Annotated in this window: 32 protein-coding genes; all 32 read right to left on the bottom strand. The window is 61.7% G+C overall.

Annotated features, from left to right (window positions below; translation table 11 throughout):
* Nucleotides 1-321: 321 nt before the first annotated feature.
* Nucleotides 322-705 (bottom strand): 50S ribosomal protein L17, encoded by a 384-nt coding sequence (rplQ, locus tag A7D17_RS08355; protein WP_003486665.1) that lies wholly within the window; start codon nucleotides 703-705, stop codon nucleotides 322-324.
* A 178-nt stretch (nucleotides 706-883) separates the two neighbouring features.
* Nucleotides 884-1,882, bottom strand: a complete 999-nt coding sequence (locus A7D17_RS08350; RefSeq protein WP_002811635.1) for a DNA-directed RNA polymerase subunit alpha — start codon at nucleotides 1,880-1,882, stop codon at nucleotides 884-886.
* Between the two features lie 53 nt (nucleotides 1,883-1,935).
* Entirely contained in the window at nucleotides 1,936-2,562 is a 627-nt protein-coding gene (rpsD, locus tag A7D17_RS08345) for a 30S ribosomal protein S4 (RefSeq protein ID WP_002811641.1), read from the bottom strand.
* A 15-nt stretch (nucleotides 2,563-2,577) separates the two neighbouring features.
* Nucleotides 2,578-2,970, bottom strand: a complete 393-nt coding sequence (gene rpsK, locus A7D17_RS08340; protein ID WP_003486671.1) for a 30S ribosomal protein S11 — start codon at nucleotides 2,968-2,970, stop codon at nucleotides 2,578-2,580.
* Nucleotides 2,971-2,980: 10 nt separating this feature from the next.
* The gene (gene rpsM / locus A7D17_RS08335) at nucleotides 2,981-3,337 is read right to left on the bottom strand and encodes a 30S ribosomal protein S13 (protein WP_003486672.1); all 357 of its coding nucleotides are present in this window, start codon (nucleotides 3,335-3,337) and stop codon (nucleotides 2,981-2,983) included.
* Between the two features lie 332 nt (nucleotides 3,338-3,669).
* Complete coding sequence (secY, locus tag A7D17_RS08330; RefSeq protein WP_008571664.1) at nucleotides 3,670-5,034, bottom strand: preprotein translocase subunit SecY; 1,365 nt, start codon at nucleotides 5,032-5,034, stop codon at nucleotides 3,670-3,672.
* Nucleotides 5,035-5,041: 7 nt separating this feature from the next.
* Nucleotides 5,042-5,485, bottom strand: a complete 444-nt coding sequence (rplO, locus tag A7D17_RS08325) for a 50S ribosomal protein L15 (RefSeq protein WP_039412803.1) — start codon at nucleotides 5,483-5,485, stop codon at nucleotides 5,042-5,044.
* A 4-nt stretch (nucleotides 5,486-5,489) separates the two neighbouring features.
* A complete protein-coding gene (rpmD, locus tag A7D17_RS08320; protein ID WP_003486678.1) occupies nucleotides 5,490-5,681 on the bottom strand; it encodes a 50S ribosomal protein L30 in 192 nt (63 codons plus the stop codon).
* Entirely contained in the window at nucleotides 5,674-6,216 is a 543-nt protein-coding gene (gene rpsE, locus A7D17_RS08315; protein ID WP_003486682.1) for a 30S ribosomal protein S5, read from the bottom strand. Before rpsE ends, rpmD begins: the two co-directional genes overlap by 8 nt.
* Before the next feature lie 158 nt (nucleotides 6,217-6,374).
* Nucleotides 6,375-6,734 carry a 50S ribosomal protein L18 gene (rplR, locus tag A7D17_RS08310; protein WP_005993383.1) on the bottom strand — a complete coding sequence of 120 codons (360 nt, stop codon included), beginning with the start codon at nucleotides 6,732-6,734 and terminating at the stop codon, nucleotides 6,375-6,377.
* 88 nt (nucleotides 6,735-6,822) lie between these two features.
* Nucleotides 6,823-7,350: a 50S ribosomal protein L6 gene (rplF, locus tag A7D17_RS08305; protein ID WP_064508654.1), complete on the bottom strand. Its 528-nt coding sequence runs from the start codon at nucleotides 7,348-7,350 to the stop codon at nucleotides 6,823-6,825.
* 15 nt (nucleotides 7,351-7,365) lie between these two features.
* Nucleotides 7,366-7,764 (bottom strand): 30S ribosomal protein S8, encoded by a 399-nt coding sequence (gene rpsH, locus A7D17_RS08300; RefSeq protein ID WP_010371096.1) that lies wholly within the window; start codon nucleotides 7,762-7,764, stop codon nucleotides 7,366-7,368.
* Between the two features lie 204 nt (nucleotides 7,765-7,968).
* A complete protein-coding gene (gene rpsN / locus A7D17_RS08295) occupies nucleotides 7,969-8,274 on the bottom strand; it encodes a 30S ribosomal protein S14 (RefSeq protein ID WP_005917137.1) in 306 nt (101 codons plus the stop codon).
* A gap of 18 nt (nucleotides 8,275-8,292) precedes the next feature.
* Nucleotides 8,293-8,835, bottom strand: a complete 543-nt coding sequence (rplE, locus tag A7D17_RS08290; RefSeq protein WP_064508653.1) for a 50S ribosomal protein L5 — start codon at nucleotides 8,833-8,835, stop codon at nucleotides 8,293-8,295.
* Nucleotides 8,836-8,846: 11 nt separating this feature from the next.
* Nucleotides 8,847-9,164, bottom strand: coding sequence for a 50S ribosomal protein L24 (gene rplX / locus A7D17_RS08285; protein ID WP_003486696.1), 318 nt, complete (start codon nucleotides 9,162-9,164; stop codon nucleotides 8,847-8,849).
* 15 nt (nucleotides 9,165-9,179) lie between these two features.
* The gene (rplN, locus tag A7D17_RS08280; protein WP_003486699.1) at nucleotides 9,180-9,548 is read right to left on the bottom strand and encodes a 50S ribosomal protein L14; all 369 of its coding nucleotides are present in this window, start codon (nucleotides 9,546-9,548) and stop codon (nucleotides 9,180-9,182) included.
* Nucleotides 9,549-9,562: 14 nt separating this feature from the next.
* Nucleotides 9,563-9,832: a 30S ribosomal protein S17 gene (gene rpsQ / locus A7D17_RS08275; RefSeq protein ID WP_064508652.1), complete on the bottom strand. Its 270-nt coding sequence runs from the start codon at nucleotides 9,830-9,832 to the stop codon at nucleotides 9,563-9,565.
* 11 nt (nucleotides 9,833-9,843) lie between these two features.
* Nucleotides 9,844-10,029, bottom strand: a complete 186-nt coding sequence (gene rpmC / locus A7D17_RS08270) for a 50S ribosomal protein L29 (RefSeq protein WP_003486703.1) — start codon at nucleotides 10,027-10,029, stop codon at nucleotides 9,844-9,846.
* The gene (rplP, locus tag A7D17_RS08265) at nucleotides 10,029-10,442 is read right to left on the bottom strand and encodes a 50S ribosomal protein L16 (RefSeq protein ID WP_003486706.1); all 414 of its coding nucleotides are present in this window, start codon (nucleotides 10,440-10,442) and stop codon (nucleotides 10,029-10,031) included. Before rplP ends, rpmC begins: the two co-directional genes overlap by 1 nt.
* Nucleotides 10,443-10,447: 5 nt before the next feature.
* Nucleotides 10,448-11,182 (bottom strand): 30S ribosomal protein S3, encoded by a 735-nt coding sequence (gene rpsC / locus A7D17_RS08260; protein ID WP_033898118.1) that lies wholly within the window; start codon nucleotides 11,180-11,182, stop codon nucleotides 10,448-10,450.
* Between the two features lie 17 nt (nucleotides 11,183-11,199).
* On the bottom strand, nucleotides 11,200-11,535 hold the full coding sequence (rplV, locus tag A7D17_RS08255) for a 50S ribosomal protein L22 (RefSeq protein WP_003486710.1): 336 nt from the start codon (nucleotides 11,533-11,535) through the stop codon (nucleotides 11,200-11,202).
* A gap of 12 nt (nucleotides 11,536-11,547) precedes the next feature.
* A complete protein-coding gene (gene rpsS, locus A7D17_RS08250; RefSeq protein WP_005993369.1) occupies nucleotides 11,548-11,817 on the bottom strand; it encodes a 30S ribosomal protein S19 in 270 nt (89 codons plus the stop codon).
* A 6-nt stretch (nucleotides 11,818-11,823) separates the two neighbouring features.
* Entirely contained in the window at nucleotides 11,824-12,651 is an 828-nt protein-coding gene (gene rplB / locus A7D17_RS08245) for a 50S ribosomal protein L2 (RefSeq protein ID WP_003486715.1), read from the bottom strand.
* 10 nt (nucleotides 12,652-12,661) lie between these two features.
* Nucleotides 12,662-12,961 (bottom strand): 50S ribosomal protein L23, encoded by a 300-nt coding sequence (gene rplW, locus A7D17_RS08240; protein ID WP_002811694.1) that lies wholly within the window; start codon nucleotides 12,959-12,961, stop codon nucleotides 12,662-12,664.
* On the bottom strand, nucleotides 12,958-13,563 hold the full coding sequence (gene rplD / locus A7D17_RS08235) for a 50S ribosomal protein L4 (RefSeq protein WP_010371054.1): 606 nt from the start codon (nucleotides 13,561-13,563) through the stop codon (nucleotides 12,958-12,960). Before rplD ends, rplW begins: the two co-directional genes overlap by 4 nt.
* Before the next feature lie 12 nt (nucleotides 13,564-13,575).
* Nucleotides 13,576-14,226, bottom strand: coding sequence for a 50S ribosomal protein L3 (gene rplC, locus A7D17_RS08230; protein ID WP_005993363.1), 651 nt, complete (start codon nucleotides 14,224-14,226; stop codon nucleotides 13,576-13,578).
* Nucleotides 14,227-14,237: 11 nt separating this feature from the next.
* A complete protein-coding gene (gene rpsJ / locus A7D17_RS08225; protein WP_003486723.1) occupies nucleotides 14,238-14,549 on the bottom strand; it encodes a 30S ribosomal protein S10 in 312 nt (103 codons plus the stop codon).
* 459 nt (nucleotides 14,550-15,008) lie between these two features.
* Nucleotides 15,009-16,199 carry an elongation factor Tu gene (gene tuf / locus A7D17_RS08220; RefSeq protein WP_064508646.1) on the bottom strand — a complete coding sequence of 397 codons (1,191 nt, stop codon included), beginning with the start codon at nucleotides 16,197-16,199 and terminating at the stop codon, nucleotides 15,009-15,011.
* 46 nt (nucleotides 16,200-16,245) lie between these two features.
* A complete protein-coding gene (gene fusA, locus A7D17_RS08215) occupies nucleotides 16,246-18,363 on the bottom strand; it encodes an elongation factor G (RefSeq protein ID WP_064508651.1) in 2,118 nt (705 codons plus the stop codon).
* Nucleotides 18,364-18,500: 137 nt separating this feature from the next.
* A complete protein-coding gene (gene rpsG / locus A7D17_RS08210) occupies nucleotides 18,501-18,968 on the bottom strand; it encodes a 30S ribosomal protein S7 (RefSeq protein ID WP_005993356.1) in 468 nt (155 codons plus the stop codon).
* Between the two features lie 12 nt (nucleotides 18,969-18,980).
* Nucleotides 18,981-19,355 carry a 30S ribosomal protein S12 gene (rpsL, locus tag A7D17_RS08205; RefSeq protein ID WP_003469157.1) on the bottom strand — a complete coding sequence of 125 codons (375 nt, stop codon included), beginning with the start codon at nucleotides 19,353-19,355 and terminating at the stop codon, nucleotides 18,981-18,983.
* Nucleotides 19,356-19,576: 221 nt separating this feature from the next.
* Nucleotides 19,577-23,794 carry a DNA-directed RNA polymerase subunit beta' gene (gene rpoC / locus A7D17_RS08200; protein WP_064508650.1) on the bottom strand — a complete coding sequence of 1,406 codons (4,218 nt, stop codon included), beginning with the start codon at nucleotides 23,792-23,794 and terminating at the stop codon, nucleotides 19,577-19,579.
* Nucleotides 23,795-23,796: the final 2 nt, after the last annotated feature.

The following is a 23,796-nucleotide window of genomic DNA, read 5'->3' as shown; positions in this document are numbered from 1 at the left end:
ATCAATCATCGCCGCGGCCCTGACCACGCATGCCCCGCCCTGCTCCGTCGCACACCGCGAAGCGCCTTGCATCTCCGCGGTAGCGCATCGCCAGGCGATGGACTCCACGGCCATCGAGCAGACATCATCGCGACCACGCCGGCAAGGAACCCTGATCATCCAGCATCACGGCAACGCCGCCGCCCTGGAGTCGGCAGGTACCCGAGCAGGCATTGCCCAGGACACTCCCACTACCCCGAACCGCCGGCCCGAATCGATACCGCGCATAACAAAAAACCCGGCAATGCCGGGCTTTTCGAGAATCTTGATGAAGCGGTCCGATTACTCGGCCACTTCCTCCGCCACGACCGGGCGATCGACCAGCTCCACATACGCCATCGGCGCATTGTCGCCAGCACGGAAACCGGCCTTCAGGATGCGCAGGTAGCCGCCGGGACGGGTCGCGTAACGCGGGCCCAGTTCGACGAACAGCTTGCCCACCGCTTCCTTGTCGCGCAGGCGAGCGAACGCCAGACGACGATTGGCAACGCCATCGACCTTGCCGATGGTGATCAGCGGCTCGGCGACGCGACGCAATTCCTTGGCCTTCGGCAAGGTGGTCTTGATCAGCTCGTGCTTGAACAGCGAAGCGGCCATATTGCGGAACATGGCTTCGCGGTGCGCGCTGGTGCGGTTGAACTTACGACCGGATTTCTGATGACGCATGAGTGTGATTTCCTAAGGAATGTTGAGACTACTGGGAGACGTTGTCGCCATCCTGGCGCTGTTGAATGGACTGCGGTTGGTCCGAACCGGCCGTCCTTCGACCGGGTGTCACCGCGGGCTTTGGCCCGTCGATGAGGAAAACGGCATGGGCGCCCGAAGACGCCCATGCGGTGAAGCATTAACCAAGCATGCCGTGCTGGGCGACACCGGCCGGCGGCCAGTTCTCCAGTTTCATGCCCAGTGCAAGGCCGCGCTGTGCCAGCACTTCCTTGATTTCGGTCAGCGACTTCTTGCCCAGGTTCGGGGTCTTGAGCAGCTCCACTTCGGTCTTCTGGATCAGATCGCCGATGTAGTAGATGCTCTCCGCCTTCAGGCAGTTGGCCGAACGCACGGTCAGCTCGAGGTCGTCGATCGGGCGCAGCAGCACCGGATCCACGCCGCTGGCAGCCGGCTTGGCCGCACCGCGATCGCGGTGAGTGAAGTCACCGAACACCGACAGCTGATCGCTGAGGATGTCGGCGGCGGTGCGCACGGCTTCCTCGGCATCGATCGTGCCGTTGGTTTCGATATCGATGACCAGCTTGTCGAGGTCGGTACGCTGTTCGACGCGCGCAGCTTCCACGGCGTAGGCAACGCGACGCACCGGCGAGAACGACGCATCCAGCATCAGACGACCGATGGTACGGGTCTCTTCGTCCGGACGACGACGCGCAGCAGCCGGCTGGTAGCCGAACCCACGCTCGATCTTCAGGCGCATGTTCAGCGCGGTGTCCTTGGTCAGGTGGCAGATCACGTGGTCGCCGTTGATGATCTCAACGTTGTGATCGGTCCTGATGTCGGCCGCAGTGACCGTGCCCGGACCCTGCTTGGACAACGACAGCGTCGCGCTGTCGCCACTGTGCATGCGAATGGCCACGTCTTTCAGGTTGAGCAGGACGTCCAGCACGTCTTCCTGCAAACCCTCGACCGTGGTGTACTCGTGCAGCACGCCGTCGATTTCGACCTCGGTGATCGCAAAACCGGGGATCGACGACAACAGCACACGACGCAGGGCATTGCCCAGCGTGTGCCCGTAACCGCGCTCCAAGGGCTCGATCACGACCTTGGCACGGTTGTCGGTAAGACGTTCGATCTGCGGACCACGAGGGCGCAGAACCTGGTTGGCGGTAACCGTCATGTTGCGGGGTCTCCTGCGAACCTCCGGCAGTGCCGGAGGCTCTCCAATGTGAATTACTTCGAATACAACTCGACGATCAGCGCTTCGTTGATATCCGAAGGCAGGTCAGCGCGATCCGGCACGGCCTTGAACACGCCGCTGAACTTCTTCGAATCGACTTCAACCCACGACGGCGTCATGTCGTGCTGCTCAGCCACGGTCAGGGCTTCCTGCACGCGGAGTTGCTTCTGTGCCTTTTCCGACAGCGTGATCGCATCGCCAGCCTTGATCTGGTACGAGGCCAGATTCACCGACTTGCCATTGACCAGCACGCCACGGTGCGACACCAGCTGGCGCGCGGCCGGACGGGTGACGGCAAAGCCCATGCGGTAGCAGACGTTGTCCAGACGGGTTTCCAGCAACTGCAGCAGGTTCTCGCCGGTGTTGCCCTTCTTGGTCGAGGCCTTCTTGTAGTAGTTGCGGAACTGGCGTTCCAGCAGACCGTAGATACGCTTGACCTTCTGCTTTTCGCGCAGCTGGGTGGCGTAGTCGGAGAGCTTGCCCTTGCGAGCCGCGCCGTGCTGGCCGGGCTTCTGCTCAAGCTTGCACTTGGAGTCCAGCGCACGCGCCGGGCTCTTGAGGGAAAGGTCGGCGCCTTCGCGGCGGGCGAGCTTACAGGTAGGACCGATATAACGAGCCATTTCTTATCGCTCCCTTTAGACGCGACGCTTCTTCGGCGGACGGCACCCGTTGTGCGGGATTGGCGTCACGTCGATGATGTTGGTGATCTTGTAGCCCACGTTGTTCAACGAACGCACGGCCGACTCACGGCCCGGACCCGGACCCTTGATACGTACTTCCAGCGACTTCACGCCGTAGTCGAGCGCAGCGCGGCCAGCCTTTTCGGCGGCAACCTGAGCAGCGAACGGGGTGGACTTGCGCGAGCCACGGAAACCGGCGCCGCCGGACGTAGCCCACGACAGCGCATTGCCCTGGCGATCGGTGATGGTGACGATGGTGTTGTTGAACGAAGCGTGGACGTGAGCGACGCCGTCAGTGATGACGCGCTTGATCTTCTTCTTCGTTTTCTTTTCTGCTGGCTTGGCCATGATCTATCCCTTACTTCCTGATCGCCTTGCGCGGACCCTTGCGGGTGCGGGCGTTGGTACGGGTGCGCTGACCACGCAGCGGGAGACCACGGCGATGACGCAGACCGCGATAGCAGCCCAGGTCCATCAGTCGCTTGATCGCGATACCGATTTCGCGGCGCAGGTCGCCTTCGACGACATACTTGCCGACTTCGGCGCGCAGGCGCTCGATTTCGGGTTCGGACAGATCACGAATCTTCGTGGTCGAGGTAACGCCTGCGGATTCGCAGAGCTTCTTCGAACGGGTACGGCCGATGCCGTAGATGCTTTGCAACCCGACCCAGACGTGCTTCTGGGCTGGCAGGTTGACGCCTGCAATACGCGCCATGACGCGATTCTCCAACTGAGTGATGGCCCGACAGCGCCCAGGCGCCATCCGGCAGGATGGATCAAAAGTGAACTCGGAATTATAGCAAGGCCTCGGATTGCTTTGAAGCCCGTGGGACCAAAGGTTCCATGGACCCGGCGTGGGGAGTGTGCCCTCGCTCCGGCGCCGGACGGTGTTGATCCAGAAAACTTCTCCGAATCGCCTGTGCTACTCCCGCACAGGACCACCCCGTCACACCCGCGCGCGAGACGTCGCGCGAGCCGCCCTTCTGATCGGAAGATCGTGGCCCGGGAACCAGGCCGTCTTCACGTAATGAAGATCTAGTGTACCACTTAACCGCGCGCAAGACCGCCGCGTGACCCACCCTTCAGGTTGGCCTTCTTCAGCAAGCTCTCATACTGGTGCGACATCAGATGCGCCTGGATCTGCGCAATGAAGTCCATCACCACCACCACCGCGATCAACAGCGAGGTGCCACCGAAATGGAACGAGGTACCGAGCTGCGTGCGCATGATTTCCGGCAGCAAGCAGACGATGACCAGGTACAACGAACCGGCCGCGGTCAGGCGAGTCAGCACACCGTCCACGTAGTCGGCGGTCGCCTTTCCCGGACGGATACCCGGAATCAGCGCGCCCGACTTCTTGAGGTTGTCGGCGGTTTCCTGCGAGTTGAACACCAGCGCGGTGTAGAAGAACGCAAAGCCAATAATCAGTGCAGCGAAAACCAGCATGTGCACCGGCTCACCGGGCCCAAGCGCGTTGGCGATCTTCTGCAGCCACGACCCCACTCCACCCGATGCCGCCTGACCCGACCACATCGACAGCGTCGCCGGGAAGGCCAGGATGCTGGACGCAAAGATCGGCGGAATCACGCCAGCCATGTTGAGCTTGAGCGGCAGGAACGAGGTCTGGTTCATGTACGCATTGCGACCGCCCTGACGGCGCGCGTAATTGACCGTGATGCGTCGCTGCCCACGCTCGACGAACACCACGAACAGCGTAAATGCCAGAATCGTGATGACGATCAGCAACAGCGAAATGAAGCTGAGGTTGCCTTCGCGGAACGCTTCAACGGTTTGGATCGCTGCCGACGGAAGGCCTGCGACGATGCCGGCGAAGATGATCAACGACACACCGTTGCCGATGCCACGCTCGGTGACCTGCTCGCCCACCCACATCAGGAAGATGGTGCCAGCCGTCAGGGCGATCACTGCGGTAAGCACGAAGCCCATGCCCGGTGCATACACCACCGGAGCGCCGCCCGGGGCGGTCTGGTTCTGCAGTGCAAGCGCGATACTGCCGCCCTGCACCACCGCCAGCAACACCGCACCGATGCGCGAATATTGGGTGATCTTGCGTCGGCCCGACTCGCCTTCCTTCTGCATCGCCTTGAGGGCGGGAAAGATGTGCGTGGCCAACTGGATCACGATCGATGCCGAGATATACGGCATCACGTTCAACGCAAAAATACTGAAACGGTGCAGGGCGCCGCCCGAGAACATGTTGAACATGTCCACGATGCCGCCACCCTGCGCCTGCATCAACGAAAGCATGGCATCGGGATTGACGCCCGGCACCGGCACATAGCAGCCGATGCGATAGACGATCAATGCCCCGAGGACGAACAGTAGCCGCTGGCGAAGTTCCGTGAACTTGCCGAGCCCGCCACCGAGGTTACCAATGCCAGCCTGCGCCATCTGCCGATTACTCCTCTACGCTGCCGCCGGCAGCTTCGATTGCTGCCTTGGCGCCTGCGGTCGCCGCAACGCCCTTCAGCACAAACTTCTTGCTCAGCTCGCCCTTCAGCACGATCTTCGCCTTCTTGGCGCGGCTCGGGACCAGGTTGGCCGCACGCAGCGCTGCAAAGTCGACATCACCGGCTTCCAGCTTGTCCAGCTGGTAGGACAACACTTCAGCGGTATCGCGCGCCATCTTGGAGCGGAAACCGATCTTCGGCAGACGGCGCTGCATCGGGGTCTGGCCGCCTTCGAAGCCGGCCTTGATCTTGCCGCCACCCTTACGGGCAAACGAACCCTTGTGACCGCGACCAGCGGTCTTGCCGAGGCCCGAACCGATACCACGACCGACGCGGGTGCGCTCGGTACGGGCGCCGTCGGCCGGCTTGAGGTCATTAAGACGCAGAGTCATTGGATTACTCCTCAACCTTGACGAGGTAGTGAACCGTATTGATCAGGCCACGCACCTGCGGGCTGTCCTTCAGTTCACGCACATCGTTGAGCTTATTCAGGCCCAACGCACGCACCGACAGGCGGTGACGCGACTGGGTTCCACGCAGGCCACGCACCAGGCGCACCTTCACGGTCTTGTTGGTGTCCTTAGCCATGGTTGAGCTCCTCCACCTTCTTGCCGCGCTTGGCCGCAACACGCGCCGGCGACTGCACTTCAGACAGACCCTTCAGGGTGGCACGGACCAGGTTGATCGGATTACGCGAACCAACAGCCTTGGCGAGCACGTTCTTCACGCCAACCGCTTCGAGCACGGCGCGCATCGCACCGCCGGCAATGACGCCGGTACCTTCGGAAGCCGGCTGCATGTACACGCGTGCGGCGCCGTGGCCGGACTTGACCGCATGCCACAGGGTGCCGTTGTTCAGATCCACAGTGGCCAGGTTCTTGCGCGCCTGCTCCATCGACTTCTGGATGGCGACCGGCACTTCGCGCGCCTTGCCATAACCGAAACCGACCTTGCCCAGACCATCGCCGACCACGGTCAGCGCGGTGAAGGTGAACTGGCGACCGCCCTTGACCGTCTTGCTGACGCGGTTGACCGCGACCAGCTTCTCGATCATGCCATCGTCGACTTTCTCTTCGCGGTTACGGTCGCGATCACGACCCCGCGGTGCACGTTCTTCTGCCATCTTGATTCCTTGATTGATTGAGTATGTACGGCTCGGAGCCGCTTATGGTTGTGGAGTGACGCGGTGTTCCCGATGCCGCTGCAAAAGAACGGGTCGGTCCGGCTTCTACCCTGCCGGCGGAACGCAAGGGCGGCATGACGCCACCCTTGCAGCAGTACTTAGAACTGCAGGCCGCCTTCGCGCGCTGCATCGGCCAGCGCCTTGATGCGGCCGTGGTAACGGTAGCCCGAGCGGTCGAATGCAACCTTCTCGATGCCCGCAGCCTTGGCGCGCTCGGCGATCAGCTTGCCGACCTTGACGGCCGCATCGCTGTTCTTGCCGTTCTTCAGGCCATCCTTGACGTCGGCCTGCAGGGTGTTCGCCGCAGCGATCACCTTGGAACCATCGGCAGTGAACACCTGGGCATACAGGTGCTGACCGGTGCGCAGCACCGACAGACGCGCGACGCCCAGCTCGCGGATGTGTGCACGGGTCGACTTGGCGCGACGCAGGCGGGCGATGTTCTTGTTGATGCTCATGATATTTATCCTACGAAAGCTGAAGGGAAAGCGCGCTCCTGTCAAAAGTCCGCACATGGATGGGCGGGCTCTTGCGAGGGACTCGCCATTAGGCCTTCTTGGCTTCCTTGCGAATGATGACTTCACCGGCGTACTTCACACCCTTGCCCTTGTAGGGCTCCGGCGGACGGAAACCGCGGATCTTGGCGGCGACTTCGCCGACGCGCTGCTTGTCGGCGCCCTGGACCACGATTTCGGTCTGGCTCGGGGTCGACAGCGTGATGCCTTCCGGCGCCACGAACACCAGCGGGTGCGAGAAACCGAGCGCCAGGCTCAGGTCCTTGCCCTGCATGGCAGCACGGTAACCGACGCCGACCAGCTCGAGCTTGCGCTCGAAGCCTTCGGACACGCCCTTGACCATATTGGCCAGGATGGCGCGCACGGTGCCGGTGATGGCGATCTGCGAAGGATCATTGGCCGACAGGGTGGCAACGTCGCCATCGACGGCGATTTCCACACCGTTCGGCTTGGGCAGGGTCAACGTGCCCTTCGGGCCCTTGACGCTGACCAGCTCAGGCTGGACGTTGAGTTCAACACCCTTCGGAAGGGACACAGGCTTCTTGGCTACACGGGACATGTTCGATTCCTTCCCTTAGGCCACGAAGCACAGAACTTCACCACCAACGCCGGCTTCGCGAGCCTGCGCATCGGTCATGATGCCCTTCGACGTGGAGATGATGGCGATACCCAGGCCACCCAGGACCTTGGGCAGCTCGGTCTTACCGCGGTACTGACGCAGACCCGAGCGCGAAAAACGCTTCAGGGTCTCGATGACCGGACGGCCTTCGAAATACTTCAGCACGATTTCCAGCTCCGATTTGTTGTTTTCGGTGGCCGTAACGCGCAGGTCGGTGATGTAACCCTCGTCCTTCAGGACTTGGGCGATCGCAACCTTGATCTTGGACGACGGCAATTTCACCGTCTGCTTACCAACCGCTGCCGCATTCTTGATGCGAACCAGCAGGTCGGCGATGGGATCAGTCATGCTCATATGAGTACCTTTGAGTGCACCGATATCCGCTTTCGCGAAAATCTTGTGTTTTCCTGGGGACGGGCCAGGACCCTTGACACCTTGCCAGGCCCATACGGGCAAGACAGAAGCGGAAGTATACGACAAAAGAGCCCGACTTGCGTCGGACTCCCTTGTTGAACAGAACAAACCTGTCCAGACCGGCCGCGAGCGGCCGGAATGCTGTTACCAGCTTGCCTTGCGCAGGCCCGGAACGTCGCCGTTCATCGTGGCTTTGCGCAGCATGTTGCGACCCAGACCGAACTTGCGGTAGACACCGCGCGGACGACCGGACAGTTCGCAACGGTTGCGGTGGCGGCTCGGCGACGAATCGCGCGGCAGCTTCTGCAACTTGGTCGACGCATCGATCTTCTCTTCGTAGGACGCATCCTGGCTGGAGAGGATCTTCTTCAGCGCATCACGCTTGCCGGCAAATTTCTTCGCCAGCTTTGCACGCTTGATGTCGCGGTGGATCATGGAGGTCTTTGCCATTTCGGGTGTCCTCTATGGTCAGTTACGGAACGGGAACTTGAACGCTGCCAGCAGCGCCTTCGCTTCCGCATCCGTCTTGGCGGTGGTGGTGATGGCGATATCCATACCGCGGATCGCGTCGACGGCGTCGAAGTCGATTTCCGGGAAGATGATCTGTTCCTTCACACCCATGTTGAAGTTGCCACGACCGTCGAAGGAGCGACCGGACACACCACGGAAGTCGCGCACGCGCGGCAACGAGATGTTGATCAGGCGATCCAGGAACTCGTACATCTTGGCGCGACGCAAGGTGGTCTTGCAGCCGATCGGCCAACCGTCACGAATCTTGAACGATGCGACCGAAACGCGCGACTTGGTGACCACCGGCTTCTGGCCGGAGATCTTGGACATGTCGGCGACCGCATTTTCCAGAATCTTCTTGTTGGTAGCCGCTTCGCCCACGCCCATGTTGAGCGTGACCTTGACCAGCCTCGGCACTTCCATCGGATTGGTGTAGCCGAATTCCTTCATCAGGGCCGGCACCACGTTTTCCTTGTAAAACTTTTCGAGACGCGTATTCATGATCTCATTCCTCAGGCGTCGAGCGCCTCACCGCTGGAGCGGAACACACGCAATTTGCGTCCATCCTCCAGCACCTTGAAGCCAACGCGCTCGCCCTTGCCCGTTGCCGGGTTGACGATATTGACGTTGGAGATATGGATCGACGCTTCACGCTCGACCACGCCGCCGGCGACACCCGCCTGCGGGTTCGGCTTGGTGTGGCGCTTGATGACGTTGGCGTTGGAGACGATCACGCGATCGCCGTCCACACGCACCACTTCACCCTGCTTACCCTTGTCCTTGCCGGTGTTGATGACGACCTGGTCGCCCTTCTTGATACGGTTAGCCATGTGTATGTCCTCCGCTCACAGCACTTCGGGAGCGAGCGAGACGATCTTCATGAACTTCTCGGAACGCAGCTCGCGCGTCACAGGCCCGAAGATGCGGGTACCGATCGGCTCCTGCTTGTTGTTCAACAGCACAGCGGCATTGCCGTCGAAGCGGATCAGCGAACCGTCGGGACGGCGCACACCCTTGCGGGTACGCACCACGACGGCGTCGTAGACTTCGCCCTTCTTGACCTTGCCACGCGGAATGGCGTCCTTGACGGTCACCTTGATGATGTCGCCAATGTGTGCGTAGCGGCGCTTTGAGCCGCCCAGCACCTTGATGCACATCACTTCCTTGGCACCCGAATTGTCGGCGACATCGAGGTAGCTCTGCATCTGGATCATGATTCAGATCTCCCTTATTCGGCCGAACGGGTGACGATTTCGACCACCCGCCAGTTCTTGGTCTTGGATATCGGAGCAATCTCGGTCACGCGCACGACATCGCCTTCGTTGCAGGCGTTGTCGGCATCGTGTGCGTGCAGCTTGGTCGAACGCTTGATGTACTTGCCGTACAGAGCATGCTTGACCTGGCGCTCCACCAACACGGTGACCGTCTTGTCCATCTTGTTGCTGACGACACGGCCTTCGACCGTGCGCAGCGTTTGCTTTTCGTTGTTGTCGCTCATCGCGGCCGTCCTTACTTGGTGCTGCCGAGCAGGTGCTTGACGCGAGCAATCTCGCGGCGCACCCGGCGGGTTTCGTGGGTCTTCGGCAGCTGGCCGGTGACCTGCTGCATGCGGAGCGAGAACTGCTCCTTACGCAGATCGGTCAGGTGGGCCTTCAGTTCGTCAGCCGACTTTTCGCGGAGTTGTTTGATATCCATCAGCGCACCGTCCGGGTCACGAAAGTGGTGGTCACCGAGAGCTTGGCGGCGGCAAGGCGGAACGCCTCACGTGCAGTCTCTTCGGGGATCCCCTCGATTTCATAGATCATGCGGCCCGGCTGAATCTGCGCGACCCAGTACTCCACGTTGCCCTTACCGGAGCCCATGCGGACTTCGATCGGCTTCTTGGTGATCGGCTTGTCGGGGAACACACGGATCCACATCTTGCCGCCCTTCTTGACGTGGCGGCTGATCGTGCGGCGTGCTGCTTCAATCTGACGCGCGGTCAGCTGACCGTGCGCGGTGGCCTTGAGGCCGTATTCGCCGAAGCTGACGGCGTTTCCGCTCCATGCCAGGCCGTCGTTACGGCCCTTGTGCATCTTGCGATATTTGGTTCGCTTGGGTTGCAACATTGCCGTTACCTCGCTTCACGAGCCGGGCGCGACGGGCGGTCACCACGGTCGCCGCGATCGTTACGATCGTTGCGCGGGCTGTCGTCCTGCTTTTCCTGGCCAACCTGAGAGAAGTCGAAGACTTCGCCCTTATAGATCCAGACCTTGATACCGATGATGCCGTACGTCGTGGACGCCTCGGCAAAACCGTAATCAATGTCGGCACGTAGCGTGTGCAGCGGCACGCGGCCTTCGCGGTACCACTCCGAACGGGCGATTTCTGCACCGTTGAGGCGGCCAGCGACGTTGACCTTGATGCCCAGGGCACCCAGGCGCATCGCGTTACCGACCGAGCGCTTCATTGCGCGGCGGAACATGATGCGACGCTCCAGCTGCTGCGCGATCGACTCGGCGACCAGCTGCGCGTCCAGCTCCGGCTTGCGCACTTCGGTGACGTTGATGTGCGCCGGAACGCCCATCAGCTCGCTCACTTCCTTACGCAGCTTTTCGATGTCCTCGCCACGCTTGCCGATCACCACGCCCGGACGGGCGGTGTGAATGGTCACGCGGGCGGTTTTGGCAGGGCGCTCGATCAAGATCTTGCTGATACCTGCCTGCGCGAGCTTCTTGCGCAGCATTTCACGCACTTTCAGGTCGGCAGCCAGATAACCGGCGAACTCGGCCTTGTTTGCGTACCACTTGGAATTCCAGTCCTTGGCGATGCCGAGGCGGATTCCAGTCGGATGAACTTTATGACCCATGGTCTTTTCCTTTCCGCTTACTTGGCGGCGCCCACAACCACAGTGATGTGGCTGGTGCGCTTGAGGATGCGGGTACCGCGGCCTTTCGCCCGCGCCATGAAACGCTTCAGGGAGGGACCTTCATCAACCATGATGGTCTTGACCTTCAGCTCGTCGACATCCGCGCCCTGATTGTTCTCGGCATTGGCGATCGCCGACTCCACCACCTTTTTGATCAGGTGTGCAGCCTTCTTGTCCGAGAACTTCAGCAGATTGACCGCACGCTCGGCGGACAAACCACGCACCTGGTCAGCGACCAGGCGGGCCTTCTGCGGGGAGATGCGCGCGGTGCGCAGGATTGCTTTCGCTTCCATCGTCATCTCTCCTTACCTGCTCGACTTCTTGTCGCCACCGTGACCCTTGAAGGTCCGGGTGACGGCAAATTCGCCGAGCTTGTGGCCGACCATATTCTCGTTGACGAGCACCGGAATGTGGTTCTTGCCGTTATGCACGGCGATGGTGATGCCTACCATTTCGGGCAGGATCATCGAACGGCGCGACCAGGTCTTGATCGGCTTCTTGCTACCCGCAGCGGACTCCACCTTCTTTGCAAGGTGGTGATCGACGAACGGGCCCTTCTTAAGTGAACGTGCCATGGTCGATTAGCCCCTACGATCGCGGACGATGAACTGCTGGGTGCGCTTGTTCTTGCGCGTCTTGTAACCCTTGGTCGGAACACCCCACGGGGTGACCGGATGCGGATTACCCTGGCCAGCCTTCGCTTCACCACCACCGTGCGGGTGATCGACCGGGTTCATGGCCGCACCGCGAACGGTCGGGCGAACACCGCGCCAACGCTTGGCGCCGGCCTTGCCCAACTTCTCGAGGTTGTGCTCGTCGTTGCCGACTTCGCCGATAGTGGCGCGGCACTCGACCGGCACCTTGCGCATTTCGCCCGAGCGCAGGCGCAGCGTGGCATAGATGCCTTCGCGAGCGACCAACTGGACGGCTGCACCGGCAGCACGTGCGATCTGAGCGCCCTTACCCGGCTTCAGCTCGATACCGTGAACCGTCGTACCGACCGGGATGTTGCGCAGCGGCAGCGTGTTGCCGGTCTTGATCGGTGCATTGGCACCGGCAATGACCTGGTCGCCAGCCTTCAGGCCCTTCGGGGCGATGATGTAGCGGCGCTCACCGTCGACATAGCACAGCAGGGCGATATGGGCGGTACGGTTCGGATCGTATTCGATCCGCTCCACACGCGCTGGAATGCCTTCCTTGTTGCGCTTGAAGTCGATGATGCGGTAGTGCTGCTTGTGGCCACCACCGACGTGACGCACGGTGATGCGGCCATGGTGGTTACGACCACCGGACTTGCTCTGCGAGTCGAGCAGCGCCGCGTGCGGTGCGCCCTTGTGCAGATCGGGAGTAACCACGCGCACGGCGGAACGACGGCCGGGAGAGGTGGGTTTGAACTTCATCAATGGCATGGGATGGACCTCAGGCCTTGGCCGTTACGTCGATGGACTGACCATCGACCAGGCGGACGTACGCCTTGCGCCAATTGCCACGGCTGCCAGCACGGTTACGGAAGGACTTGCTCTTGCCCTTGACGTTGACCACGTTGACTGCCTTGACCTTGACGTCGAACAGCTGCTCAACCGCGGCCTTTACATCGGCCTTGGTGGCTTCGTTCGAAACTTCGAAGACATACTGGTTGGAGATTTCCTGCAGGCGCGCGGTCTTTTCGGAGACTCGCGGAGCACGCAGCACGCTGAAGATTTTTTCGTTGCTGCTCATGCCAGCCACTCCTCGACCTTCTTGACCGCATCGGCGGTGATCACGACCGTATCGGCCCCGACCAGAGCGACCGGATCCAGACCCTGCACATCACGCACCTGCACATACGGCAGATTGCGGGCGGACAGATACAGGTGCTCGGAGGCTTCTTCGGTGACGATCAGCGGGCGCTTGCCCACATCCAGCCCCTTCAGCTTCTCGATCAAACCCTTGGTCTTGGTCGCTTCGAGGTCGAACGCGTCGACGATCATCAGACGACCCTGACGGTTCAACTCGGAGAAGATCGCGCAGATGGCCGCGCGGTACATCTTGCGGTTGACCTTCTGCTCGAAGCTGCGCGGCTTGGCCGCGAAGGTCACGCCGCCGCCGACGAAGATCGGAGCCGTCAGCGCGCCATGACGCGCACCGCCGCCCTTTTGCTTCTTCGACTTCTTGGTCGTGCCCGCAACTTCCGAACGCGTCTTCTGTGCCTTGGTACCGGCGCGACCGGCGTTGCGATAAGCGACGACGACCTGGTGAACCAGATCTTCGCTGAATTCGCGACCGAACACGGCATCGGAGACCGAGACCTTGTTGTTGCTACCCGTGATAACGAGTTCCATCGTCATCTCTCCTTATGCCTTGCTCGCCGGACGGACGATCACGTCGCCACCAGCTGCGCCAGGCACGGCGCCGCGGATAGCAATCAGACCACGCTCGACGTCGACCTTGACCACTTCCAGGTTCTGCGTGCTTTGCTGCACGGCGCCCATGTGGCCCGACATCTTCTTACCCGGGAAAACGCGACCCGGCGTCTGGCGCTGACCCAGCGAACCCGGCGCGCGATGCGACAGCGAGTTACCGTGGGTTGCGTCGCCCATACGGAAGTTGTAGCGCTTGATGGTGCCCTGGAAACCCTTACCCTTGGTGACGCCCTGGACGTCGACCTTCTGGCCGACCTCGAAGATGTCCGCCTTGATTTCGCCACCGACGGCGAAATCGCCGAGCTGTGCGTCTTCAACGCGGAATTCCCACAGGCCGCGACCCGCTTCCACCTTCGCCTTGGCGAAGTGGCCTGCAGCCGGCTTGTTGACCAGCGCGGCACGACGGGCGCCAACGGTAATCTGCACAGCGCTGTAGCCGTCGGTTTCGACGGTCTTGATCTGCGCGATGCGGTTCGGAGTTGCTTCGATCAGCGTAACCGGCACCGAGCGGCCGTCTTCAGTGAAGACGCGGCTCATGCCAGCCTTGCGGCCCACGAAGCCCAACGAATATTTCTTCGTCATGGTCGTAGTCCTCAGGTCAACTTGATCTGTACGTCGACGCCAGCCGCGAGTTCGAGCTTCATCAGCGCGTCCACGGTCTTGTCGTTCGGGTCGACGATGTCAAGCACGCGCTTGTGCGTGCGGGTTTCGTACTGGTCACGCGCATCCTTGTCGGCATGCGGGGATACGAGGATGGTGTAACGTTCGATCTTGGTCGGCAACGGGATCGGGCCACGCACTTGCGCGCCGGTCCGCTTAGCCGTTTCGACGATCTCGCTGGCCGAACGGTCGATCAAACGATGATCGAACGCCTTCAACCGAATCCGGATCTTTTGTTCCGACATGACGGAAGCTTCCTTCGTTAAAAGAGCGACGGGCAAGGCCTCTGGGATACCTGCCCCGATATTCCTGCGTAGATGAAATCGCCGCGCATCCTGCTGACGAGGGCATTCCTCCGCCCAAAAACTGAGGCAGCCCGGTAAACCGGCCTACCCAGACGGAAAAGTATAATGCGCAACAAGAGCACGGTCAACAACGTGTGAGTTGTTGAGTGCTCCATGCAACGCGACCTTCCCGGTCTGGCGAACACGAGCGGCATCCTGCCGTTCTTTTCGCTGTAACTCAGCGCCCTACCCAGGGACACCGAGCCGCGCATTATAACGGGCGTGATTTCGGCGTGCAAGCATCCACTTCCAGAAACTTGCGGCCGCCCAGCTCGCCAAATTTCCGCGCAACAAAAAAGGCCGGCTTGCGCCGGCCCTTTTCGCTACGCCGGCTGCCAAGGCAGCCGAACCGCAGGTGTCTTACTTGACGATCTTGGCAACCACGCCGGCGCCGACGGTACGGCCACCTTCGCGGATGGCGAAACGCAGGCCTTCGTCCATCGCGACCGGGTTGATCAGGGTCACGACCATCTTCACGTTGTCGCCCGGCATCACCATTTCCACGCCTTCCGGCAGCTGGCAGGCGCCAGTGATGTCGGTGGTACGGAAGTAGAACTGCGGACGGTAACCCTTGAAGAACGGGGTATGACGACCACCCTCATCCTTGGACAGCACGTAGACTTCGGCTTCGAACTCGGTGTGCGGCTTGATCGAACCCGGCTTGCACAGCACCTGGCCACGCTCGACGTCGTCACGCTTGGTGCCGCGCAGCAGCAGACCGGCGTTATCGCCCGCCTGACCCTGGTCCAGCAGCTTGCGGAACATTTCCACGCCGGTGACGGTGGTCTTCTGCGTGTCGCGGATGCCGACGATTTCGATTTCGTCACCCACCTTGATGATGCCGCGCTCGATACGACCAGTCACCACGGTGCCGCGGCCGGAGATCGAGAACACGTCTTCGACCGGCATCAGGAACGGACGGTCCACGTCGCGGGTCGGCTCCGGAATGAAGCTATCCAGGGCATCGACCAGCTTCAGGATCGCCGGCACGCCGATCTCGCTCTGATCACCGTCCAGCGCCAGACGGGCCGAACCGTGGATGATCGGCGTGTCGTCGCCCGGGAAGTCGTACTTGCTCAGCAGCTCGCGCACTTCCATTTCGACCAGCTCGAGCAGCTCGGCGTCGTCGACCATGTCGGCCTTGTTCAGGAACACGACGATGTGCGGCACACCGACCTGACGCGAGAGCAGGATGTGCTCGCGGGTCTGCGGCATCGGGCCGTCAGCAGCCGAACACACCAGGATCGCGCCGTCCATCTGCGCTGCACCAGTGATCATGTTCTTGACGTAGTCGGCGTGGCCGGGGCAGTCGACGTGCGCGTAGTGGCGGGTCGGGGATTCGTATTCGACGTGCGCGGTCGAAATCGTGATGCCGCGCGCCTTCTCTTCCGGCGCTGCATCGATCGCGTCGTACGCCTTGAACTCGCCACCGAAACGCTCTGCACCGATCTTGGTCAGCGCGGCGGTCAACGTGGTCTTGCCATGGTCAACGTGACCGATGGTGCCGACGTTCACGTGCGGCTTGGTGCGCTCGAATTTAGCTTTTGCCATGACTTGCTACCTCTAATTGGAAAATTTTTGAAGCGGCTGAGCGAACTCAGCCCTTCTTGGTGACGGCGTCGGCGATGTTGGCCGGTGCCTCTTCGTAATGGTCGAATTCCATCGAGAACGTGGCGCGACCCTGGCTCATCGAGCGCAGCGAGGTCGCATAGCCGAACATTTCACCCAGCGGGATCATCGCATTGATGATCTTGCCCGACGGGCTGTCGTCCTGACCCTGCAACACGCCGCGACGGCGGCTCACGTCGCCCATCACGTCACCCAGGTAATCCTCCGGGCTGACGATTTCGACCTTCATGATCGGCTCCAGCAACACCGGGCTGGCTTTCGCAAAGCCCTGCTTGAACGCCATCGACGCGGCCAGCTTGAACGCCATTTCCGAGGAGTCGACGTCGTGGTACGAGCCGAACACCAGCTTGACCTTCACGCCCACCACCGGGAAACCGGCGATCGGACCACTGGTGATCGTTTCGCGCAGGCCCTTTTCAACCGACGGGATGAATTCCTTCGGAATGATGCCGCCGGTGATGTCATTGACGAACAGGAAGTCGTCCTTGACGTTGTCGCTCTTGCGCTCTTCCTCGGTCATCGGCGACAGCTCGATCACGACGTGGCCGTACTGACCCTTACCACCGGACTGCTTGGCGTGTTTGTAGTCGGACTTGACGTCGGACTTGCGGATCGTTTCGCGGTAGGCCACCTGCGGCTTGCCGACGTTGGCCTCGACATTGAACTCGCGACGCATGCGGTCGACGATGATGTCCAGGTGCAACTCGCCCATGCCGGAGATGATGGTCTGGCCGGATTCTTCGTCGGTCTTGACGCGGAACGAGGGATCTTCCTGCGCCAGACGGCCCAGGGCCATACCCATCTTTTCCTGGTCCGACTTGGTCTTGGGTTCCACCGCCATCGAGATCACCGGCTCCGGGAACACCATGCGCTCCAGGGTGATGATCTTGTCCTGCGCACACAGGGTGTCACCGGTGGTGACATCCTTCAGACCCACGGCAGCGGCGATGTCGCCAGCGCGCACTTCCTTGATCTCTTCGCGATTGTTGGAGTGCATCTGCAGGATGCGGCCCACGCGCTCTTTCTTCGACTTGACGGGGTTGTAGACCTGGTCGCCGGAGTTCAACGTGCCCGAATAGACACGGAAGAACGTCAGCGAGCCCACGAACGGGTCGGTCATGATCTTGAACGCCAGCGCCGAGAACGGCGCGGTGTCGGTGGCAGCACGCGTGTCTTCCTTCTCGTCCTCATCGATACCCTGGACCGGCGGACGGTCGGCCGGCGACGGCAACAGGTGCACGACACCGTCGAGCATGGCCTGCACGCCCTTGTTCTTGAACGCCGAACCGCAGAACACCGGAACGATCTCGACCTTCAGGGTGCGCTCGCGCAGACCCACCAGGATCTCTTCTTCGGTCAGGTCGCCTTCGTTGAGGTACTTGTCCATCAGGTCTTCGCTGGCTTCTGCAGCCGCTTCCACCATGAACGAGCGCGCCTCGGTCGCAACGTCGACCAGATCGGCCGGAATGTCGCGATACTCGAAAGTGGTGCCCTGCGAGGCGGTATCCCAATGGATCGCCTTCATCTTCAGCAGGTCGACCACGCCCTCGAAACCGTCTTCGGCACCGATCGGCACCTGCATCGGCACGGCATAGGCACCCAGACGGGCCTTCAGCTGCTCAACGACCTTGTCGAAGTTGGCACCGGTACGGTCCATCTTGTTGACGAAGGCCATGCGCGGCACGGAGTACTTGTTGGCCTGGCGCCACACGGTCTCGGACTGCGGCTGCACGCCACCGACGGCGCACAGCACGAACACCGCACCGTCGAGCACGCGCAAGGAGCGCTCCACTTCGATGGTGAAGTCGACGTGCCCGGGGGTGTCGATGATGTTGAAGCGGTGCTGCGGCATGGACTTGTCCATACCCGACCAGAACGCAGTGGTCGCAGCGGAGGTGATGGTGATACCACGCTCCTGCTCCTGCTCCATCCAGTCCATCACTGCAGCGCCGTCATGGACTTCGCCGATCTTGTGACTCACACCGGTGTAGAACAGGATGCGCTCGGAAGTGGTGGTCTTGCCGGCATCGATGTGAGCCATGATGCCGAAGTTGCGGTAACGCTCGATAGGGGTGGTGCGGGCCACGGGGAGCCTCTCAATTTCTTGGATTTCGGATGGCCGAACGCCGCCTTTCGGCGGCCTTCGGATTGGATGCGACGCCAAAGGCGTCGCAAACAGCACTCATATGGTGCTGAAGGGCCCCGTTACCAAGGCCCCCGAGGTCACCAGCGGTAGTGTGCGAACGCCTTGTTCGCTTCCGCCATACGGTGAGTCTCTTCGCGCTTCTTGATCGCGCCGCCACGGCTTTCCGAGGCGTCCAGCAGTTCTGCAGCCAGCTTGCGCGGCATGGTGTTCTCGCCACGCTTGCGCGCGGAATCGATCAACCAGCGCATTGCCAGCGCCATGCGACGGGAGGAGCGCACTTCGACGGGCACCTGATAGGTAGCACCACCGACGCGACGCGATTTAACTTCGACAGCCGGGGCCACGTTGTCCAGTGCTTTCTGCACCAGCTCGACGGCATTCGGATTCTTTTCGCCAATGACGTCCATCGCGCCATAGACAATTTTCTCAGCAACCGACTTCTTGCCACTTTGCATCACCATATTGATGAAGCGGGCAATGGTTTCGCTGCCATGCTTGGGATCAGGCAGGACGGTGCGCTGCGGAGTAGAACCTTTACGGGACATTGGAGTATTTCCTTAGCTCTTCGGGCGCTTGGCGCCGTACTTGGAACGACCTTGACGGCGCTTTGCGACGCCGGCGGCGTCCAGCGAACCACGGACGGTGTGATAACGCACACCGGGAAGATCCTTGACGCGACCACCACGAATCAGGACCACGGAGTGCTCCTGCAGGTTGTGGCCTTCACCACCGATGTAGCTGATGACCTCTTCCTGGTTCGTCAGGCGCACTTTGGCAACCTTACGCAGGGCCGAGTTCGGCTTCTTCGGGGTAGTGGTATAGACGCGTGTGCAGACGCCACGGCGCTGCGGACACTTGTCCAGTGCCGGAGAGGCACTCTTGTAGGTGGTCGCTTGCCGGGGCTTGCGGACCAGCTGATTGATCGTTGCCATCAGTCGATTCTTCTGATTGGAGGCCGAAACGGCCTTGCATGAAAACGAAGGCAGGCCGCGAAACGGCCCACCGAGACAGAGAAGTATAGCTGGCAGGGCGAAACTCCGTCAACTTCACGGAAACCTAACCCTGCTGGCCCATCCAAAGGCCGGAAAACGGAGGGCCTCCTGCCCTCCTTTTCGCCTGGCTTACGGCAGCCTTGCGACTGCCGTCGGAGCGCTTACTCCTCGTCCGCGCCAGCGTCGGCCACGGTAGCGACCGGTTCGGCCACTGCGGGCTTGCCCGACAGCGTTTCCATTTCCGAGTCGGTCAGACCCGCGGACTTGCGACGGCCGGCGTGATACGCCAGGCCGGTACCGGCCGGGATCAGACGGCCCACGATCACGTTTTCCTTCAGACCGCGCAGGTTGTCGCGGGTGCCGCGCACGGCAGCCTCGGTCAACACGCGGGTGGTCTCCTGGAACGACGCCGCCGAGATGAACGACTCGGTGGCCAGCGAGGCCTTGGTGATGCCCAGCAACACCGGGTCGTACTTGGCCGGCAGTTCGTTGCGGGTGGTCAGACGTGCATTTTCCTCGATGACGCGCTGGCGCTCGACCTGCTCGCCGTTGAGGAACTTGCTGTTGCCCTGGTCGACGATCTCGACCTTGCGCAACATCTGACGCGTGATCACTTCGATGTGCTTGTCGTTGATCTTCACGCCCTGCAGGCGATACACGTCCTGGATTTCCTTGACCAGATACGCAGCCAGCGGCTCGACACCCAGCAGACGCAGGATGTCCTGCGGGCTCGGCTCGCCGTCCACCACGGTCTCGCCCTTGGTCACGTGCTCGCCTTCGAACACGATGATCTGGCGGTACTTCGGGATCAGCTCTTCGTGTTCCGAACCGTCGGTGTCCTTGATGATCAGGCGCTGCTTGCCCTTGGTGTCCTTACCGAAGCTGATGATGCCCGAACGCTCGGCCAGGATCGCCGGATCCTTCGGCTTGCGCGCTTCGAACAGGTCGGCAACGCGCGGCAGACCACCGGTGATGTCGCGGGTCTTGGACGCTTCCTGCGGAATCTTCGCCACCACGTCGCCCACGCCGACGGCTGCACCGTCCTGCAGGTTGACGATGGAGCGCGGCGGCAGCAGGTACTGCGCCGGCAGATCGGTGTTCGGAATGGTCAGGTCGTTGCCCTTGCCATCGACGATGCGCACGATCGGCCGCAGTTCCTTGGCCTGTGCACCGCGACGCTTCGGGTCGGTGATTTCACGCGAGGCCAGACCGGTCAGTTCGTCGGTCTTCTCGATGACGGTGACGCCGTCGACGAAGTCGATGAAGCGGATGAAACCGGCCACTTCCGACACGATCGGGTGGTTATGCGGATCCCAGTTGGCAACGCCCTGCCCGGCCTTGACCGCATCACCGTCCTTGGCGGTGATGGTGGCGCCGTACGGCAGCTTGTAACGCTCGCGCTCGCGACCATGGCCGTCGAGCACCGACAACTCGCCCGAACGCGACACCGCGACCAGCGAACCGTTGGCATGCTCGACCGACTTCAGGTTGTTGAACTTGATCGAACCGGTGGTCTTGACCGTGATGTTGTCCACTGCCGCCGCACGCGATGCCGCACCACCGATGTGGAACGTACGCATGGTCAGCTGGGTACCCGGCTCACCGATGGACTGGGCAGCGATAACGCCGACCGCCTCACCGATGTTGACCTGGTGACCGCGTGCAAGATCGCGACCGTAGCAACGTGCGCACACGCCGAACGAGGATTCGCAGCTGATGGTCGAACGCACCTTCACCGACTGCACGCTGGCGTCTTCGAGCTTGGCAACCCAGGCTTCGTCGAGCAGCGTATTGCGGGTGACGATCGGCTCTTCGTCGTTGCCCGGCAGGTAGACGTCCTCGGCCACGACACGGCCCAGCACGCGCTCCTTCAACGGCTCCACCACGTCGCCGCCTTCCACGATCGGGGTCATGATCAACCCTTCGGTGGTGCCGCAATCGACTTCGGTGATCACCACGTCCTGTGCCACGTCGACCAGACGACGGGTCAGGTAACCCGAGTTCGCGGTCTTCAACGCGGTATCGGCAAGACCCTTACGCGCGCCGTGGGTGGAGTTGAAGTACTCCTGCACGTTCAGGCCTTCGCGGAAGTTCGCCTTGATGGGCGTCTCGATGATCGAGCCGTCCGGACGCGCCATCAGGCCACGCATACCGGCCAGCTGACGGATCTGCGCCTGGCTACCACGGGCACCGGAGTCGGCCATGATGTACAGCGAGTTCATCGACTTCTGGTCGATGGTTTCGCCCTTGGCGTTCTCGACCTTCTCGGTACCGATGGTGTCCATCATCGCCTTGGCGATGCGCTCATTGGTGCGCGACCAGATATCCACGACCTTGTTGTAGCGCTCGCCGGCGGTGACCAGGCCGGACTGGTACTGCTCCTGGATTTCCAGCACTTCGGCTTCGGCCTCGGTGAGGATGCCCTTCTTCTCGTCCGGGATCAGCATGTCGTCGATGCCGATCGACACGCCGGCGCGGGTAGCGTAGGCATAGCCGGTGTACATCAGTTTGTCGGCGAACACGACCGTGTCCTTCAAGCCCAGCAGACGGTAGCTGGAGTTGATCAGACGCGAGATGTTCTTCTTGGTCATCTCGGTGTTGGCCAGCTGGAACGGCAGGCCTTCGGGCAGGATTTCGCTCAGCAGCGCACGACCGACCGTGGTCTCCACGATCGAGGTGCCGCTGGTGCGCTTGCCGTCGGCAGCGTCGATGTCCACCTGGGTGATGCGGACCTTGACCTTGGCGTGCAGTTCCACCACGCGGTTGTCGTAGGCGCGCTTCACTTCGCTGGTGTTGGCAAACACCATGCCCTCGCCCTTCTTGTTCTCCAGGGCGCGGCTCATGTAGTACAGGCCCAACACCACGTCCTGCGACGGCACGATGATCGGCTCGCCGTTGGCCGGCGACAGGATGTTGTTGGTGGACATCATCAGCGCACGCGCTTCCAGCTGGGCTTCCAGTGAGAGCGGCACGTGGACGGCCATCTGGTCACCGTCGAAGTCGGCGTTGAAGGCAGTACACACCAGCGGATGCAGCTGGATGGCCTTGCCTTCGATCAACACCGGCTCGAACGCCTGGATGCCCAGACGGTGCAGGGTCGGCGCACGGTTCAGCAGCACCGGATGCTCGCGAATGACTTCTTCGAGGATGTCCCACACCTCGGCCTCTTCGCGCTCGACGAGCTTCTTGGCGGCCTTGATGGTGGTGGCCAGGCCACGACGCTGCAGCTTGGCGAACACGAACGGCTTGAACAGCTCCAGCGCCATCTTCTTCGGCAGGCCGCACTGGTGCAGCTTGAGGTACGGACCGACGGTGATGACCGAACGGCCGGAGTAGTCCACGCGCTTGCCGAGCAGGTTCTGACGGAACCGGCCCTGCTTGCCCTTGATCATGTCGGCCAGCGACTTCAGCGGACGCTTGTTGGTGCCAGTGATGGCACGGCCGCGACGGCCGTTGTCCAGCAGCGCATCGACCGATTCCTGCAGCATGCGCTTTTCGTTGCGCACGATGATGTCCGGCGCATTGAGCTCGAGCAGACGACGCAGGCGGTTGTTGCGGTTGATCACGCGGCGGTACAGGTCGTTCAGATCCGAGGTCGCGAAGCGGCCGCCATCCAGCGGCACCAGCGGACGCAGGTCCGGCGGCAGCACCGGCAGCACGGTCATGACCATCCACTCCGGACGGTTGCCCGATTCCAGGAAGGCTTCGATCAGCTTGATGCGCTTGGTGAGGCGCTTGAGCTTGGTTTCCGAACCGGTGCTGGCGATTTCCTCGCGCAGGCGGGTCATTTCCGACTGCAGGTCGATCGTGCGCAGCAGCTCGTAGACGGCCTCGGCGCCCATGGCGGCGTCGAAGTCGTCGTTGTACTCCTGGCGTGCGGTCAGGTACTGCTCTTCGGTCAGCAGCTGGCGGCGCTCAAGCGGGGTCAGGCCCGGCTCGGTAACCACGTAGGCTTCGAAGTACAGCACGCGCTCGATGTCACGCAGGGTCATGTCCAGCATCAGGCCGATGCGCGACGGCAGCGACTTGAGGAACCAGATGTGCGCGACCGGCGAGGCCAGGTCGATGTGACCCATGCGCTCGCGGCGCACCTTGGCGAGGGTGACTTCGGTGCCGCACTTTTCGCAGACCACGCCACGGTGCTTCATGCGCTTGTACTTGCCGCACAGGCACTCGTAATCCTTGATCGGTCCGAAGATGGCGGCGCAGAACAGGCCGTCACGCTCGGGCTTGAAGGTCCGGTAGTTGATGGTTTCGGGCTTCTTCACTTCGCCGTAGGACCACGAACGGATCAGGTCCGGCGACGCCAGCGCGATCTTGATCGCGTCGAAATCCAGCGTCTGGCGCTGCTGATTGAAGAGGTTGAGCAGGTCTTTCATTT

This window comes from Xanthomonas floridensis, from assembly GCF_001642575.1.
Lineage (GTDB): Bacteria > Pseudomonadota > Gammaproteobacteria > Xanthomonadales > Xanthomonadaceae > Xanthomonas > Xanthomonas floridensis.
Note: the sequence above shows the minus strand (reverse complement) of the source record. Positions and strands in the feature narration are given on the sequence as shown.

Bases quoted from the DNA above. Each gene is read 5' to 3' on its own strand.
- secY (WP_008571664.1), bottom strand. From the start codon at position 5,034: ATGGCGCAGGCTGGCATTGGTAACCTCGGTGGCGGGCTCGGCAAGTTC.
- rpsM (WP_003486672.1), bottom strand. From the start codon at position 3,337: ATGGCGCGTATTGCAGGCGTCAACCTGCCAGCCCAGAAGCACGTCTGG.
- tuf (WP_064508646.1), bottom strand. From the start codon at position 16,199: ATGGCAAAAGCTAAATTCGAGCGCACCAAGCCGCACGTGAACGTCGGC.
- rpsL (WP_003469157.1), bottom strand. From the start codon at position 19,355: ATGGCAACGATCAATCAGCTGGTCCGCAAGCCCCGGCAAGCGACCACC.
- rpoC (WP_064508650.1), bottom strand. From the start codon at position 23,794: ATGAAAGACCTGCTCAACCTCTTCAATCAGCAGCGCCAGACGCTGGAT.
- rpsG (WP_005993356.1), bottom strand. From the start codon at position 18,968: ATGTCCCGTAAAGGTTCTACTCCGCAGCGCACCGTCCTGCCTGATCCC.
- rplW (WP_002811694.1), bottom strand. From the start codon at position 12,961: ATGAGCAGCAACGAAAAAATCTTCAGCGTGCTGCGTGCTCCGCGAGTC.
- rpsN (WP_005917137.1), bottom strand. From the start codon at position 8,274: ATGGCAAAGACCTCCATGATCCACCGCGACATCAAGCGTGCAAAGCTG.
- rpsE (WP_003486682.1), bottom strand. From the start codon at position 6,216: ATGGCAGAAGAACGTGCACCGCGGGGTCGTGATCGCGACCGTAACCGC.
- rpsJ (WP_003486723.1), bottom strand. From the start codon at position 14,549: ATGTCGGAACAAAAGATCCGGATTCGGTTGAAGGCGTTCGATCATCGT.
- rpsS (WP_005993369.1), bottom strand. From the start codon at position 11,817: ATGGCACGTTCACTTAAGAAGGGCCCGTTCGTCGATCACCACCTTGCA.
- rplV (WP_003486710.1), bottom strand. From the start codon at position 11,535: ATGGAAGCGAAAGCAATCCTGCGCACCGCGCGCATCTCCCCGCAGAAG.
- rplQ (WP_003486665.1), bottom strand. From the start codon at position 705: ATGCGTCATCAGAAATCCGGTCGTAAGTTCAACCGCACCAGCGCGCAC.
- rplB (WP_003486715.1), bottom strand. From the start codon at position 12,651: ATGCCATTGATGAAGTTCAAACCCACCTCTCCCGGCCGTCGTTCCGCC.
- rplO (WP_039412803.1), bottom strand. From the start codon at position 5,485: ATGACTCTGCGTCTTAATGACCTCAAGCCGGCCGACGGCGCCCGTACC.
- rplX (WP_003486696.1), bottom strand. From the start codon at position 9,164: ATGGCTAACCGTATCAAGAAGGGCGACCAGGTCGTCATCAACACCGGC.
- rpmD (WP_003486678.1), bottom strand. From the start codon at position 5,681: ATGGCTAAGGACACCAACAAGACCGTGAAGGTGCGCCTGGTGCGTGGC.
- rpsH (WP_010371096.1), bottom strand. From the start codon at position 7,764: ATGAGCATGACTGATCCCATCGCCGACCTGCTGGTTCGCATCAAGAAT.
- rpsQ (WP_064508652.1), bottom strand. From the start codon at position 9,832: ATGAGCGACAACAACGAAAAGCAAACGCTGCGCACGGTCGAAGGCCGT.
- rplC (WP_005993363.1), bottom strand. From the start codon at position 14,226: ATGACGAAGAAATATTCGTTGGGCTTCGTGGGCCGCAAGGCTGGCATG.
- rplD (WP_010371054.1), bottom strand. From the start codon at position 13,563: ATGGAACTCGTTATCACGGGTAGCAACAACAAGGTCTCGGTCTCCGAT.
- rplF (WP_064508654.1), bottom strand. From the start codon at position 7,350: ATGTCCCGTGTAGCCAAGAAGCCTGTGTCCCTTCCGAAGGGTGTTGAA.
- A7D17_RS08350 (WP_002811635.1), bottom strand. From the start codon at position 1,882: ATGACGGTTACCGCCAACCAGGTTCTGCGCCCTCGTGGTCCGCAGATC.
- rpsD (WP_002811641.1), bottom strand. From the start codon at position 2,562: ATGGCTCGTTATATCGGTCCTACCTGTAAGCTCGCCCGCCGCGAAGGC.
- rpmC (WP_003486703.1), bottom strand. From the start codon at position 10,029: ATGGATATCAAACAACTCCGCGAAAAGTCGGCTGACGAACTGAAGGCC.
- rplE (WP_064508653.1), bottom strand. From the start codon at position 8,835: ATGAATACGCGTCTCGAAAAGTTTTACAAGGAAAACGTGGTGCCGGCC.
- rplN (WP_003486699.1), bottom strand. From the start codon at position 9,548: ATGATCCAGATGCAGAGCTACCTCGATGTCGCCGACAATTCGGGTGCC.
- rpsK (WP_003486671.1), bottom strand. From the start codon at position 2,970: ATGGCCAAGCCAGCAGAAAAGAAAACGAAGAAGAAGATCAAGCGCGTC.
- rplP (WP_003486706.1), bottom strand. From the start codon at position 10,442: ATGTTGCAACCCAAGCGAACCAAATATCGCAAGATGCACAAGGGCCGT.
- rplR (WP_005993383.1), bottom strand. From the start codon at position 6,734: ATGAGCATCAACAAGAACATCGCCCGCCTGCGTCGCGCCAAGTCGACC.
- rpsC (WP_033898118.1), bottom strand. From the start codon at position 11,182: ATGGGTCATAAAGTTCATCCGACTGGAATCCGCCTCGGCATCGCCAAG.